14 protein-coding genes are annotated in these 13,474 nt (G+C 70.6%); 11 read left to right on the top strand and 3 right to left on the bottom strand.

From position 1 onward, the window contains the following. Positions 1–81 precede the first annotated feature (81 nt). Positions 82–744, bottom strand: a complete 663-nt coding sequence (locus tag AC07VM_RS11910) for a TMEM175 family protein (RefSeq protein ID WP_494911362.1) — start codon at positions 742–744, stop codon at positions 82–84. A gap of 79 nt (positions 745–823) precedes the next feature. Between AC07VM_RS11910 and tilS the strand changes: the two genes are divergently transcribed. Then, positions 824–1,816, top strand: coding sequence for a tRNA lysidine(34) synthetase TilS (tilS, locus tag AC07VM_RS11905; RefSeq protein WP_494911360.1), 993 nt, complete (start codon positions 824–826; stop codon positions 1,814–1,816). A gap of 155 nt (positions 1,817–1,971) precedes the next feature. Here the strand turns inward: tilS and AC07VM_RS11900 are convergent, their stop codons facing one another. Continuing rightward, the gene (locus AC07VM_RS11900; protein WP_494911358.1) at positions 1,972–2,571 is read right to left on the bottom strand and encodes a DUF937 domain-containing protein; all 600 of its coding nucleotides are present in this window, start codon (positions 2,569–2,571) and stop codon (positions 1,972–1,974) included. Between the two features lie 133 nt (positions 2,572–2,704). Between AC07VM_RS11900 and hpt the strand changes: the two genes are divergently transcribed. From hpt to AC07VM_RS11850, 10 genes are all read left to right on the top strand, one after another. Beyond that, positions 2,705–3,256: a hypoxanthine phosphoribosyltransferase gene (hpt, locus tag AC07VM_RS11895; RefSeq protein WP_267417230.1), complete on the top strand. Its 552-nt coding sequence runs from the start codon at positions 2,705–2,707 to the stop codon at positions 3,254–3,256. A gap of 74 nt (positions 3,257–3,330) precedes the next feature. Beyond that, positions 3,331–5,331: an ATP-dependent zinc metalloprotease FtsH gene (ftsH, locus tag AC07VM_RS11890; RefSeq protein ID WP_267417231.1), complete on the top strand. Its 2,001-nt coding sequence runs from the start codon at positions 3,331–3,333 to the stop codon at positions 5,329–5,331. A 1-nt stretch (position 5,332) separates the two neighbouring features. Then, positions 5,333–5,962, top strand: coding sequence for a GTP cyclohydrolase I (gene folE, locus AC07VM_RS11885; RefSeq protein ID WP_267417232.1), 630 nt, complete (start codon positions 5,333–5,335; stop codon positions 5,960–5,962). Then, entirely contained in the window at positions 5,959–6,768 is an 810-nt protein-coding gene (folP, locus tag AC07VM_RS11880; RefSeq protein WP_267417233.1) for a dihydropteroate synthase, read from the top strand. Before folE ends, folP begins: the two co-directional genes overlap by 4 nt. 44 nt (positions 6,769–6,812) lie before the next feature. Beyond that, the gene (gene folB, locus AC07VM_RS11875) at positions 6,813–7,208 is read left to right on the top strand and encodes a dihydroneopterin aldolase (RefSeq protein WP_267417234.1); all 396 of its coding nucleotides are present in this window, start codon (positions 6,813–6,815) and stop codon (positions 7,206–7,208) included. Next, a complete protein-coding gene (gene folK / locus AC07VM_RS11870) occupies positions 7,205–7,744 on the top strand; it encodes a 2-amino-4-hydroxy-6-hydroxymethyldihydropteridine diphosphokinase (protein WP_267417235.1) in 540 nt (179 codons plus the stop codon). The genes folB and folK overlap by 4 nt, the downstream gene beginning before the upstream one ends. Next, positions 7,741–8,223 (top strand): DUF3180 domain-containing protein, encoded by a 483-nt coding sequence (locus tag AC07VM_RS11865; protein WP_267417236.1) that lies wholly within the window; start codon positions 7,741–7,743, stop codon positions 8,221–8,223. The genes folK and AC07VM_RS11865 overlap by 4 nt, the downstream gene beginning before the upstream one ends. Then, a complete protein-coding gene (locus AC07VM_RS11860; RefSeq protein ID WP_494911355.1) occupies positions 8,174–8,755 on the top strand; it encodes a PH domain-containing protein in 582 nt (193 codons plus the stop codon). Before AC07VM_RS11865 ends, AC07VM_RS11860 begins: the two co-directional genes overlap by 50 nt. After that, the gene (locus AC07VM_RS11855; RefSeq protein WP_494911354.1) at positions 8,752–10,794 is read left to right on the top strand and encodes a PH domain-containing protein; all 2,043 of its coding nucleotides are present in this window, start codon (positions 8,752–8,754) and stop codon (positions 10,792–10,794) included. The genes AC07VM_RS11860 and AC07VM_RS11855 overlap by 4 nt, the downstream gene beginning before the upstream one ends. Positions 10,795–10,796: 2 nt before the next feature. Beyond that, positions 10,797–11,489: a DUF2520 domain-containing protein gene (locus AC07VM_RS11850; protein ID WP_267418511.1), complete on the top strand. Its 693-nt coding sequence runs from the start codon at positions 10,797–10,799 to the stop codon at positions 11,487–11,489. A 29-nt stretch (positions 11,490–11,518) separates the two neighbouring features. Here the strand turns inward: AC07VM_RS11850 and AC07VM_RS11845 are convergent, their stop codons facing one another. Beyond that, positions 11,519–13,402, bottom strand: coding sequence for a DUF2207 domain-containing protein (locus tag AC07VM_RS11845; protein WP_494911352.1), 1,884 nt, complete (start codon positions 13,400–13,402; stop codon positions 11,519–11,521). Positions 13,403–13,474: the final 72 nt, after the last annotated feature.

Genomic DNA, 13,474 nt, shown 5'->3' with positions numbered 1-13,474 from the left:
GTGTGCTCCTCAGGAAAAGTTCGGTTGGATGCCGCGGACTAGCCTACCCGCGGCGCTCCCACACCCGCGGGCAGTGACCGCTCAGGTTCCGCTGTCGACCGTCGGCTCCGGGGTGCTGTCGCGCTTCCGGAGGAGGCGGTTGATCAGGCGGCTCGCCGGGCCGCTCAGCACGAGGAGGAACAGGCCGGCATACCCGTTGGGCGATGCGGCGACCGCGATCGCCAGCGCGCCGGAGAACAGGACGATCGCGGCCAGGTCGCCGATCGCCCCGGCGCGGATCGTGGAGGCCGACACCGTCCCGAGCTCGCGGTGACGTGACAGGTAGAGCCACCCGGCGAGCGTAGTGACCTGGGTCATGATCAACGTGCCGATGTAGACCACGGCCTGGAGCGGGTCGGTGTCCATCTGCCCGATCATCGCGGTGGGGACCGGCAGCCAGACGATGGTTGCCATCCACGCGACATTGATCCACAGCAGCGGCGGGGTGATCCACTCCACGTCGCGATACTGCCGGTGGTGCCCCATCCAGAACGTCGCGATGAGCAGGAAGCTGAGCCCGAAGCTGAGCAGCTGGCCCGAGTGCTCGTCCAGGAACTCGGCCGTGCTCATGTGGCCGGACGCCGCCTCGGAGACGGACTCCATCAGCGGGAGGATCAGCAGCGTCATGGCGATCGCGACGACGGCGTCGACGAACGCCTTGAATCTCTCGGTTCGGAACGGCCTCGAGCGCGGGTCATCGGTCACGGCGTCAGGATAGACCCGACCGCCGGCTCGTCGCACTCGCGAGACAGCGGGGGACGGGACGGTGCCCTAGCGTGGAACCGTGCCGTCTCTCTCCCCCGCCATCGCCGAGATCCGCCTCGCCGTGCGCACCGCGCTCGCCGACCTGCCCGACGGGGCGACCGTGATCGTCGCGCTCTCCGGGGGAGCCGACTCCCTCGCGCTCGCCGCGGCCACGGCGTTCGAAGCGCCGAAGCTCGGTCTCCGGACGGCGTCGCTGACCGTCGACCACGGCCTGCAGCACGACTCCGCCGAGGTCGCCTCCCGAGCGGCGCGGGCGGCCACCGCGCTCGGCCTCGACGCGCTGATCGTGCGCGTCGACGTGACGGGGGAGGGCGGCCCGGAGGCCGCTGCCCGTGACGCCCGCTACGGGGTGCTGCGCGATGCGGCGGCGGACGTGCGCGCGGCCGCGGTGCTGCTCGGCCACACTCTCGACGACCAGGCCGAGACCGTGCTCCTCGGACTCGCCCGCGGATCGGGGGCCGCCAGCCTGCAGGGCATGGCCCCGGTCCGCGAGGACGACGACGGCGTGCGCTGGATCCGTCCGCTGCTGGGCGTGCGTCGCGAGACCACCCGTGCGTTCTGCGCCGCCTCCGAGCTCGAGGTCTGGGACGACCCCCACAACGTCGAGGACCGCTTCGCCCGGGTGCGCGCCCGGGAGCGCGTGCTCCCGGTGCTCGAGGCCGAGCTGGGTCCGGGCATCGCCGAGGCGCTCGCCCGCACGGCCGAGCAGCTGCGGGAAGACGCGGAGGCCTTCGACGAGATGATCCACGAGACGATCGAGGACATCGTCGAGCACGCCGAGGCGGGGATCTCCGTCAGCGTGGCGGCGCTCGCCGCGAACCCGGCGGCGCTGCGCAACCGCATCATCCGCCTCGTCGTCGACAGCGAGTTCGGAGTGAGTCTCACGCGGACGCAGACCATCGAGGTCGCCCGCCTGGTCACCGACTGGAGCGGTCAGGGGCCGATCGACCTGCCCGGCTGCTCGGCCGTGCGCCAGGGCGGGCGCATCGTCTTCACCGCGTCCGCTCGCTGACCGCGTTTCGTCTCGGGCGCCTCCGGCGTCCTCGCTCGACGACCGGGGCCTCCGGCCGTCGAGCGAGCGCAGCGAGACGAAACGCCTTCGCCGGGTGCTGCCCAACCCGATCGTTGAGCGAGCGCAGCGAGACGAAACGCCTTCGCCGGAACCTCTTACTTCTTGCCGCCGAACAGGCCGCCGAGGATGCCGCCCAGATCGATGCCGCCGCCCGAGCCGCCGCTGTTGCCGCCGCCGAGCAGTCCGCCGATCACGTCGCCGATACCGCCGCCGGAGCTGCCTTTGCTGTTGCCGCCGCCGAGGATGCCTCCGATGAGGTCGCCGATGCCGCCGGAGCTCTCCGCGCCGGCATCCGCCTTCGCGGTCTTGTCCTTGTTCGCGTTCGCGATCAGGCCCATCACGATGGGAGCCAGGATCGGGAGGAGCTTGCCGAAGTCGATGCCGGGGGTCGCCTTCGACTCGGTGAGTTCCTTCGTGACCTCCGTCTTCTTCGAACCGAGGATGTGCGAGACGATCTTGTCGCCGTCGGCCTGATCGATCTCGTCGACCTTCGACGCGCCGCCGGTGCCGACGTGCTTCTTCAGCGCGGCCTGGATCGCGGCGGAGCCCTCGTCGGACTGAGCGTTCTTCGCGAGTCCGCCGAGGAGGACGGCGCCGCCCTGCTCGACCGCGACCTTCGCCTCGTCCCGCGAGACACCCAGCTTCTCCGCGATGTCGTCGATCGGCACCTGGTTGAGGATGTCGTCAAGAGCCATGGTGAATCCTTCCGTCGGGGGCGTCCGCCCGCATCTCCGCTCACAGTAGTGCGGATGCCGCGGGATGGGGAGATCCCCTGCCGATACTCGAACCTGGACCCGAGCATCGGATCGCGTCGCCTAAAATCGATCCATGCGCGCCGCGGAAATCCAGGACGACCTCACCAGCATCCTCGTCACAGAGGAGGAGATCCTGGCCAAGCTCGATGAGCTCGCGGCCCAGGTCGCCAAGGACTACGAGGGCAAGGACCTCGTCCTCGTCGGCGTGCTCAAGGGCGCCGTGATGGTGATGGCCGACTTCGCGCGGGCGCTGCCGTTCCACGCCCCGATGGACTGGATGGCCGTCTCGAGCTACGGCGCCAGCACCAAGTCGAGCGGTGTCGTGCAGATCCGCAAGGACCTCGACACCGACCTGAACGGCAAGCACGTCCTGATCGTCGAGGACGTCATCGACTCGGGCCTCACTCTGAGCTGGCTGCTGGAGAACTTCGGATCCCGCGGTGCCGAGTCGATCGAGGTGCTCGCCCTGCTGCGCAAGCCCGAGGCGGCGAAGGTCGTCATCGACTGCAAGTACGTGGGCTTCGACATCCCCACCGACTTCGTCGTCGGATACGGCCTCGACTACGACGAGCGCTACCGCAACCTGCGCGACGTGGCCGTGCTCGCGCCGCACGTCTACAGCTGACGCTTCGACGCACGGTACGCCGTGGGTGAACGCACAGCGACCCCCTAGGGCGCGCGCGATACGCTGATCCGATCATGGATGTGAAGAAGCTCACCCGGAATCCGCTGATCTACGTCGCGCTGATCGGCGTGCTTCTCTTCGGCGGATTCCTGCTGATCTCGAATCTGGGTGCGCCCAAGCAGATCACGACCCAGGAGGGCCTCAAGCTCCTCTCCGGCACGACGGTCACCGAGGTCGTGAACACCGACGGCGACCAGCGCGTCGACATGACGCTCTCGAAGCCGTTCAAGGATTCCGAGAACGTGCAGTTCTACTACGTCGACGCCCGCGCCGACGAGGTGGTCACCGCGATCAACGACGCGGCGCCGAAGGACGGCTTCAACGACGCCGTCCCGCGCGCCACCTGGTTCGACGGCTTCCTCTCGCTCCTCCTCCCGCTCGTGCTGCTCGGCCTCCTGTTCTGGTGGCTCCTGTCCTCCATGCAGGGCGGCGGCGGCAAGGTCATGCAGTTCGGCAAGTCCAAGGCCAAGCTCGTCAACAAGGAGACCCCGACCGTCACCTTCGCCGACGTCGCCGGTGCCGACGAGGCGATCGAAGAGCTCCACGAGATCAAGGAGTTCCTGCAGGATCCGGCCAAGTTCCAGGCCATCGGCGCCCGTATCCCGAAGGGCGTGCTCCTGTACGGCCCTCCCGGAACCGGCAAGACGCTCCTCGCCCGCGCCGTCGCCGGCGAAGCGGGAGCCCCGTTCTACTCGATCTCCGGATCGGACTTCGTCGAGATGTTCGTCGGCGTCGGAGCCTCCCGCGTGCGCGACCTCTTCGGTCAGGCCAAGGAGAACGCTCCGGCCATCATCTTCATCGACGAGATCGACGCCGTCGGCCGCCACCGCGGTGCCGGCATGGGCGGCGGAAACGACGAGCGCGAGCAGACCCTCAACCAGATGCTGGTCGAGATGGACGGCTTCGACCCGAACGCGAACGTCATCGTGATCGCGGCGACCAACCGTCCCGACATCCTCGACCCCGCGCTGCTGCGTCCCGGCCGCTTCGACCGCCAGATCGGCGTCGACGCCCCCGACCTCAAGGGCCGCCAGCGGATCCTCGAGGTGCACAGCAAGGGCAAGCCGCTCTCGAAGAACGTCGACCTCGAGGTCGTCGCCCGCAAGACTCCGGGCTTCACCGGCGCCGACCTGGCGAACGTGCTGAACGAGGCCGCCCTCCTCACCGCGCGCTCGAACGCGCAGCTGGTGGACAACCGCGCCCTCGACGAGGCCATCGACCGCGTGATCGCCGGCCCGCAGCGCCGCACCCGTGTGATGCGCGACAAGGAGAAGCTCATCACCGCGTACCACGAGGGCGGACACGCGCTCGCGGCGGCGGCCATGAACTACACCGACCCGGTGACCAAGATCACGATCCTGCCCCGCGGCAAGGCCCTCGGCTACACGATGGTGCTGCCGCTGGACGACAAGTACTCGGTCACCCGCAACGAGCTCCAGGACCAGCTGACCTACGCCATGGGCGGCCGCGTCGCCGAGGAGATCGTGTTCCACGACCCGACCACCGGCGCCTCGAACGACATCGAGAAGGCGACCTCGATCGCCCGCAAGATGGTCATCGAGTACGGCATGACCACGCAGGTCGGCCCGGTCAAGCTCGGCTCCGAGGGCGGCGACATGTTCGTCGCACGCGACATGGGCCGAGGCCGCGAGTACTCCGAGAAGGTCGCCGAGCGGGTGGACGCCGAGGTGCGCGCCCTGATCGAGCAGGCCCACAACGAGGCGTACGAGGTCATCAGCGCGAACCGCGACATCCTCGACAAGCTCGCTCTGGCGCTGCTCGAGGAGGAGACCCTCGACCACAACCAGATCGCCGAGATCTTCACCGAGGTGAAGAAGCTTCCGGAGCGTCCGCTCTGGCTGTCGAGCGAAGCCCGTCCGGTGTCGGAGCGTCCTCCCATCGAGGTGCCGAAGAAGGACGTGTCGCTCGCGGCCTCCGTCGAGGCTCCGGCCGGCGCACCGCGCACGCAGCAGGGATCGGCGGGCGCCGGTCACCCGCGACCCGCGACGGCGTGACGTGACCGTCGACAGGCAGCGCGTCGAGCGGCTGACCAGGGAGCTGCTCGAGGCGATCGGCGAGGACCCGGATCGACCGGGGCTCAAGCAGACGCCGTCGAGGATGGGTGAGCTGTACTCGGAGTTCTTCTCCGGCGTCGGCGAAGACCCCGCGGCCCCGCTCGCGCACACGATCAGTGTCGCGCGCGGTCCGGCACCCGACACTCTGCCCTCTGGTGCGGTGCTCCTCCGCGACATCCGCTTCCGCTCCGTGTGCGAGCATCACCTGCTGCCCTTCGCCGGGCATGCGCACATCGCGTATCTGCCGGGCGAGCAGGTCGTGGGTCTCGGAGCGCTCGTGCGCGTCGTCGAGATCCTCGCCGCGCGTCCGCAGGTGCAGGAGCGTCTCGGCGAGCAGATCGCCGACACGATCGCGGAGCACCTCGACACCCGCGGTGTGCTCGTCGTCCTCGATGCCAGCCACGGGTGCGTGACGATGCGGGGCGGACGGCAGACGGAAGCCTCCACGCTCACGATCGCCGCACGCGGGGAGTACACGGATGCCGTCGCCAGGGCCGAGCTCATCACGCTGATCGGCGCCTCGATGAGCTCCGGCGCCTCGGGATCCGGTTCGGGAACCCCGCGTCGATGACCGGCATCTGGGGCATCGTCAACGTCACCCCCGACTCGTTCAGCGACGGCGGCCGCTACTTCGACGTCGACCGGGCCGTCGCGCACGGTCTGCAGCTGCGCGCGGACGGTGCGACGGTGCTCGACGTGGGCGGAGAGTCGACACGGCCCGGAGCGGAGCGCGTCGGGACCGCGGTCGAGCAGCAGCGCGTGATCCCCGTGATCGAGCAGCTCACCGCCGCGGGAGTGCCGGTCAGCATCGACACCCTCAGCGCCGCCACGGCCGCCGCCGCCGTGCGTGCGGGCGCGAGGATCGTCAACGACGTGTCTGGCGGTCTCGCCGACCCCGAGATGCGGGCGGCCGTCGCCGAATCCGGCGCCGACTTCGCGATCGGGCACTGGCGGGGATTCTCCGCGGACATGTATGCGAACGCCGAGTATCGACGGGTCGCGCGTGAGGTCGCGGGCGAGCTCCAGGAGCGCATGGGCGAGGCCGCGGCGTCGGGGATCGCCCCGTCACGGCTCATCGTCGACCCGGGTGTGGGCTTCGCCAAGGCTGGGGCGCAGAACTGGGATGTGCTGCGCGGGCTCGACGAGATCCTCGCACTCGGACCACGGGTGCTCATCGGCACCTCCCGCAAGCGATTCCTGGCGGAGACACTGCGCCAGGAGACCGGACCGGACGACGAGGTCTCCGAGGCGCGCCGCGACCTCGCCACCGCCGTGACCAGCGCCCTCGCCGCGCGTGCCGGGGTGTGGGCTGTGCGAGTGCACGACGTCGCCGCGACCCGCGACGCGCTCGCGATCGCGCACGCCTGGGCCGGGTGAACTCCGACCCCGCCGACGGCGGGCGTCCCCCGTACGCTAGAGGAATGGATTTCCTCGACGAGATCGTCCTCACCGGGCTGACCGTGTTCGGCCGCCACGGCGTGTACACGCGCGAGCGGGAGGAGGGGCAGGAGTTCACGATCGACCTCCGTCTGCGGTTGTCGCTGGAGCAGGCCGCCGCCTCCGACGAGGTGGGCGACACCGTCCACTACGGAGAGCTGGCGGAGAAGGTGGCCGCCGTCGTGGCGGGCGAGCCGGTGAACCTGATCGAGACGCTCGCCGAGCGGATCGCGGACGTGGCGCTGGCCGACGCGCGGGTGCAGAACGTGAGCGTCACGGTGCACAAGCCGCACGCTCCGATCGCGCTGAGCTTCTCCGACGTGTCGGTCACCGTGCACCGCAGCCGCAGCTCCGATGCCCTGGAGGACATCACCGTATGAGCCGCGACCTCGCGAAAGCGCCCGAGTTCCCGCCTCCCCGCCCCGCACGGCCGGAGAGCGTGGCCGTCGTCGCGCTCGGTGCGAACCTCGGCGACCGCTCGGCGACCATCCGCGGTGCCGCCGAGCGGATCGCCCGCCTCCCGCTGGTCAGCGATGTGCGCCTCTCCCGTCTCTTCGAGACCGTCGCTCTCCGCCTCGACGGGCCGGATCCGGACGCGCCCGGCTATGTGAATGCGGTCGCGCTGGTCACCACGCGGCTCGCGCCCGGGATCCTCCTCGGGATGCTGCACGCCATCGAGGACGAGAACGGCCGGGAACGCCGGGAGCGCTGGGGCGACCGCACCCTCGACCTCGACCTCATCGCGTACGGCGACGTGGTCTCGGACGACCCTCAGCTGCAGCTGCCGCACCCGCGCGCCGGGGAGCGGCTCTTCGTGCTCGACCCCTGGCTGGACCTCGACCCGGACGCCGAGCTGCAGGGTCGCGGAAGAGTGGCCGATCTCGCGGCGGAGCTGCATGCGCGGGGCGAGGGATGAGGCGCACCTCCGCGGGGGTCCTCGTCGTCCTCGCGCTGCTCGCGGGCGGCGGCGGCTTCCTGCTCGATCATCTGCTCACGGCGGCAGGGCGGGTCACGTTCACCCCGTCGCTCCTCCTGCCGGTGCTGCTCCTGCTCATCGCCGCGGCATCGCTCGGCGTCGCGTGGCCGGTGCGGCGCAGCGTACGGTCCGGTGTCCGCATCGATCCCTTCCGCGCGCTCAGGGCGGCTACGCTCGCCCGGGCCTCCAGCCTGCTGGGCGCGATCATGGCGGGTTTCGGCGCCGGACTGCTGACGTTCCTCCTGTCGCGGCCCGTCGTTCCACAGGTAGGGTCGACTGTGGCCATGCTGGCCCTCATCGGCAGCGCGATCGTCCTCGTGATCGCCGCGCTCATCGCCGAACAGTTCTGCACCCTGCCGAAGGATCCTGATGACTCAGAACCCAGAGACCGCGCCCCTGAACCCGGCGGAGGGCACTGACCTCGACGCCCTCGACCAGGGGACGTACACGCAGCTGCGCACGGCCCGGAACGAGGCGCGGCTGGAGCTCGACGGCACGTGGCACCAGATCTCGCCGCGCTACGTCGTCTCGCAGATCCTGCAGAACGTGATCTTCCTCGTGCTCGTCGCGGCCGCCGCCGTGGTGCTGAGCCTCGTGCTCGACCAGCAGTGGGTGTGGATCCCCGCCGGCGTCATCCTGCTCATCACGGTGTTCGCGCTCATCATCCTTCCCCGCCAGGCGAAGGCGATCGGCTACATGCTGCGCGTCGACGACATCGTCTTCCGCAAGGGCATCCTGTGGCAGCGCATGATCGCGGTCCCGTACGGTCGCATGCAGCTGGTGGACATCACGCAGGGCCCGCTCGACCGCGCGTTCGGCATCGCCCAGCTCAAGATGGTCACGGCGGCGGCCACGACCGGAGTGCAGATCCCCGGCCTCACCCAGGAGGCGGCGGAGGCGCTGCGCGACACCCTCATCCACGTCGCCGAGACCCGTCGGATCGGCCTGTGAGCGAGCCGCAGCCCCCTCTCGCGCCGAGCGCGCAGCCCGCGACCGGCGAGCCGCCGACGACGCTCGCGAACGGCGAGTGGCACCGGATGCATCCGCTCACCCCGCTGTTCAAGGGCGGGCTCGCGCTGATCATCATCGCCGGCATCGTGATCGCGAACATGCGCGATCGCCTCATCGCCTGGGCCGTCGACCTCTTCACACCCGAAGAGGCGCACTATGACAACTACGGCGGAGCGGATCCCGTCGACTGGGTGCTCTCCAACAACCTGATCCTCGTCGCGCTGCTCAGCGTGCTGGGACTCGTGATCGTGCTGGTGCTGATCTTCTGGTTCATCTGGCGTTTCCAGCAGTTCCGGATCACCGGGGACCACGTCGAGGTCCGCAAGGGACTGATCTTCCGCTCGCACCGACGGGCACCGCTCGACCGGGTGCAGGGCGTCAATCTGACCCGGCCGTTCCCGGCGCGCATCATCGGCCTCGCCAAGCTCGAGGTCGTCGGCGCGGGCAACGACGCGAACGTCGAGCTCGAGTATCTCGCGACCCCGCGCGCCGAGTCGGTGCGGGCGGACATCCTGCGACTCGCCTCGGGTGCCCGCGCGGCACGTCACGCGGCCTTGAACCCCCAGGCGGCAGGAACGCCGGCAGCGCCGACATCCGCTCGCGCGCAGCTCGTCGGATCGATGAACGCGGGCGTCAACGGGCTCATCACCGGCGTCGACCTCGCTGACGTGGTGCCGGAGAGCGTCGTCAAGATCCCCACGGGGCGTCTGGTCGGCTCGCAGCTCATCTCCGGCTTCCTGTGGTTCGTGTTCTTCGGCGCGATCTTCGCGATCGCGATGGGCAGCGCGCTGATCGGCATGCTGGCCGACGGCATCTCGGACGGCGGGGTCGTGATCCTCGGGCTCGGCCTCGGCATGGGGGTGCCGATGGTCGTCGCCGTCGTCGGTATCACCTGGGCGCAGATCTCGAAGTCGCTCCGCTACTCCATCGCGCCGACCCCCGACGGCGTGCGCATCACCTACGGTCTGCTCACCACCGTGACCGAGACGCTCCCGCCGGGACGCATCTTCGCGGTCGAGGTGTCGCAGTCGCTGCTGTGGCGCCCGTTCGGATGGTGGACGATCAAGATCAACCGGATGAGCGGCAAGAGCGCGGCCCAGCAGTCGTCGGGAAGCGGTCAGCAGTTCAACGTGGTGCTGCCCGTCGGCAAGCGGGCCGACGTCGAGCGCGTCCTCGCACTCGTGCTTCCGGACGTGCCCGCGGAGAGCATCCCGCAGCTCTGGGAGCAGGGCGTCGTCGGGCCGACCGACAGCGACCCGTATCGCACGATGCCCCGGCGGGCGTGGTGGCGGCGTCCCTTCTCGTGGAAGCGCCACGGCTACTCCGTGGCCGACTTCGGGCTGCTGCTGCGTCGCGGGATCGTGTGGCGCAAGCTCGCGGTCTTCCCGCTCGCACGTCTGCAGGGCGTCTCCCTCAACCAGGGACCGATCGATCGCGCGCAGCGCGTCTCGGGCGCGCAGGTGCACACGGTTCCCGGGCCCATCACCGGGTACCTCTCCGGGCTCGAGCGCGCCGATGCGCTCGCGCTGCTCGACGATGTCAGCCGCGCCGCTGCTGAGGCGGCCTCCCGCGACACGAGCCACCGGTGGAGCGAGCATGCGACCCCGGCGCCGGCTGCGCCCCCGGTCGCTCCGCCGCCCTACACCGGACCGCCGCCGGTCTTCCCGAGCCCCAGGCAGTCGGCTCCGCCGGCACCTCCGGTGGGGTCTCCCACGCCTCCTGTGACGCCGCCTCCCGTGATGCCGCCTCCCGCGATGGCGCCTCCCGCGGCGCCTCCGGTCGCCCCGACGGCCCCTCCTGCGCCCCCGGCACCTCCGGCTCCTCCGGCACCTCCGGAGAGTTCTCCGGTCGCACCGCCCGCGGCGCCGGTGCTTCCGGCACCGCCCGCACCGCCGGTGGCTTCTCCGGTGCCACCGGTGGCACCTCCGGTTCCGCCGGTGCTCCCGCCGCCCGCACCGCCCGCCCAGACGGGGGAGTGATGGTGGCGCGTGACGGGCGTCTCGGCGTCGGCATCATCGGCGCGGGACGCGTCGGTCCGATCGTCGGGGCGGCACTCGGCGGCGCGGGCCACGCGGTGATCGGCATCACGAGCGGGTCCGATGACGAACGGGCGTCCGCCGTGCTGCCCGACGTCCCGGTGCTCGACGCGCTGGAGGTCGTGCGCCGCGCCGAGCTCGTGATCATCGCGGTCCCGACGGAGCAGCTGCCGTCGCTGGTCGCCGGCATCGCCGAGGTGGGCGGCTGGCAGATCGGGCAGCTCGTGCTGCACACCGATCCCGCATACGGCATCGAGGTGCTGCGTCCGGCGGCCGAGCGTGGGGCGATCCCCCTCGCCGTACACCCCGCGATCACCTTCACCGGGACATCGATCGACCTGCGGCAGTTGCAGGCCGGTTTCGCGGCCGTGACCGCCCCCGCCGCCGTCCTGCCGATCGCGCAGGCGCTCGCGGTGGAGATGGGATGCGAGCCGGTGGTGATCGCCGAGGCCGACCGCCCCGCTTACGCGGATGCCATCGCGACGGCCACCGAGTTCTCCCGGTCGATCATCGGCCAGTCGACTGCTCGGCTGCGCGAGATCGGGGTGGAGAACCCCGGCGGGTACCTTTCCGCGCTCGTCCAGTCGACCGTCGAGCGGGCGCTGCGCGAGGCGTCGGACGCTCCGCCGCTGATCTGACCACGGCGCTGCGCGGCGGCGGCTCGACCTCAGCGACCGCCCGAGAAGCCGCCGCCTCCGCCGCCTCCGGAGAACCCGCCGCCGTACGAACCTCCGGCGCTCGAGCTGCTCGACGAGGGGGCCGAGTAGGTCGCCGCGGACTGCGACGAGGCCATGAACGACGCGAGCTGCACGCGAAGGGCGAAGGACGTGGGATCACCGATCCACGAGGCGCCACGCTGCTCGGCGGTGTAGGCCCGCTCGAGCACGTCGCCCCACTCGCTCTCCATGCCGAACAGGATCGCGTAGGGGAGGAGCCGTTCGTACACGTGGATGACGTCGGCGCTGCCATCCTGGCGCCGCTCGGCGCCGCTGTACGACTGCAGCATGCGCAGGCGGTCGGCGTCGGCCACTCGGATGAACTCCTTCACTCCCTGCAGGTACTCGTAGGTGCGTGCCCCCTCGGCGGTGAGCACCGTGTGCTTCGAGAAGCCGTAGATGCTCGAGAGCAGCACGAGGAACGCGACGATGGAGGCCACGACGAGTGCGGGGGTCGCGGAGAGGCGTCCGCTGGTCGCGCTCCAGATCGCGAACACGAGGGTGATGACGGCGACGCCGACCGCACTCCACTGCAGGATCACGGCTCCGCGGCTGCGCACCTTCTCGGTGAGTCCGCGGGCGGCTGCCGCCGTGACGCCGGCCTGCTGCAGGGCGGTCATACGCGCGACGAAGACCTCGTCGGCCGCAGGCACATCGACCACACCCTCGGCGTCGGCTCCCTCGAAGAGCGCTTCCATCGCCTCGGCATCGAGCTCGTCCGGTGCGGTGGTGCCGGCGATACGACGCAGGCGGGGTTCCTCGGCCTCCGTCCCTTCCTCGATGCGCAGGGCCCCGCGCACGGCGAGGTGCACGATCTCGGCCGGGACGACGTCCTTGGCTCCGGGGACCACGGCTGCCGCGATCAGCGGAGGCAGCGAATCCGGCACGTCGTACTGCGCGACGACGATCCCGGTGGCCACCCGTCGCCTGCGGGCGAACGCGGATACGGCCACCCAGCTGCCGACCGAGAGACCTGCGGCCCCGACGGCGGCGACGATCGGCGCGACGTCGGCCACCGGATCGGGCGTGCGGGCGAGCGGCTGGGCGACCGTGCCCCGCTCGAACCCGATGGCCACGGTGACGCCGTCGCCGGCCGGTCGCTCCCCGGACTGGACGCCGAAGACCGTGGCCCGGCCGTCGGTCTGAGGACCCCGCAGCTCGCACTCGGTCCGAGAATTCGATGGTCCGGTGTAGCAGCGCGTCGAGCCCGTGAGCGCCGCGCCCAGCTCCTCGTCGAACGCGATGTCGGCGCGGAACCGCTCGATGGGCTGCGTGCTCTCGAGGGGGAGGAGGTTCCAGTAGAACTCGTCCACCGCGGGAGTCGACGAACCGGCGGGCGGGGAGGTGGCGAGGATCACATCGCGCATCTCGTACTCGATCACGTAGGTGGTGAGCCCGTGCACGTAGTTGTCGTCGTCGCCCGTGAGCACGTACAGCAGCCCGTCCTCCTCGTCGGTCTCGTAGGACACCTCCTTCCCGTCGTCGTCGGTCACGGAGAGGACCCGCGTCTCGGTGCTCGCCCCCTCGTACGAGGTCGCGAGCCCGCGCACGATGCCGTGATTCTGGTCGGTCTCGGGGAAACGGGCCACCAGGGTCTCGGTCACGTGCATCCGGGAGCGGCCCTCGTCGTCGAGGCCGATCTCGTAGAGGGCGTCCCACGAGGCATACGAGAAGTCGTTCGTGTCGTTCATGTCGCTCGATGCCGCGAGCTGCTGCCGTGGAGCGCCGGCGGAAGGGCTCCCGTCGGCGGCTGCCGATGCGGCGGCCGGCATGGCCACGGTGACGACGGCGAGGGAGAGGGCGGCGAGCGCGCGGAGGATCCGTGTGGGGGCCATTCTTCGAGGCTACCCAGCCCGCGCCGAAGAGCGGCAAGCCGCCTCGGTAAACTGGGAGGGACTTCCAAGGAG

It is taken from the genome of Microbacterium sp. GW821-FHT01D02 (assembly GCF_059422585.1).
Note: the sequence above shows the minus strand (reverse complement) of the source record. Positions and strands in the feature narration are given on the sequence as shown.

Excerpts from the sequence above, each read along its gene's own strand:
- AC07VM_RS11900 (WP_494911358.1), bottom strand. The coding sequence starts at position 2,571 with ATGGCTCTTGACGACATCCTCAACCAGGTGCCGATCGACGACATCGCG.
- hpt (WP_267417230.1), top strand. The coding sequence starts at position 2,705 with ATGCGCGCCGCGGAAATCCAGGACGACCTCACCAGCATCCTCGTCACA.
- ftsH (WP_267417231.1), top strand. The coding sequence starts at position 3,331 with ATGGATGTGAAGAAGCTCACCCGGAATCCGCTGATCTACGTCGCGCTG.
- folP (WP_267417233.1), top strand. The coding sequence starts at position 5,959 with ATGACCGGCATCTGGGGCATCGTCAACGTCACCCCCGACTCGTTCAGC.
- folB (WP_267417234.1), top strand. The coding sequence starts at position 6,813 with ATGGATTTCCTCGACGAGATCGTCCTCACCGGGCTGACCGTGTTCGGC.
- folK (WP_267417235.1), top strand. The coding sequence starts at position 7,205 with ATGAGCCGCGACCTCGCGAAAGCGCCCGAGTTCCCGCCTCCCCGCCCC.
- AC07VM_RS11865 (WP_267417236.1), top strand. The coding sequence starts at position 7,741 with ATGAGGCGCACCTCCGCGGGGGTCCTCGTCGTCCTCGCGCTGCTCGCG.
- AC07VM_RS11860 (WP_494911355.1), top strand. The coding sequence starts at position 8,174 with ATGACTCAGAACCCAGAGACCGCGCCCCTGAACCCGGCGGAGGGCACT.
- AC07VM_RS11845 (WP_494911352.1), bottom strand. The coding sequence starts at position 13,402 with ATGGCCCCCACACGGATCCTCCGCGCGCTCGCCGCCCTCTCCCTCGCC.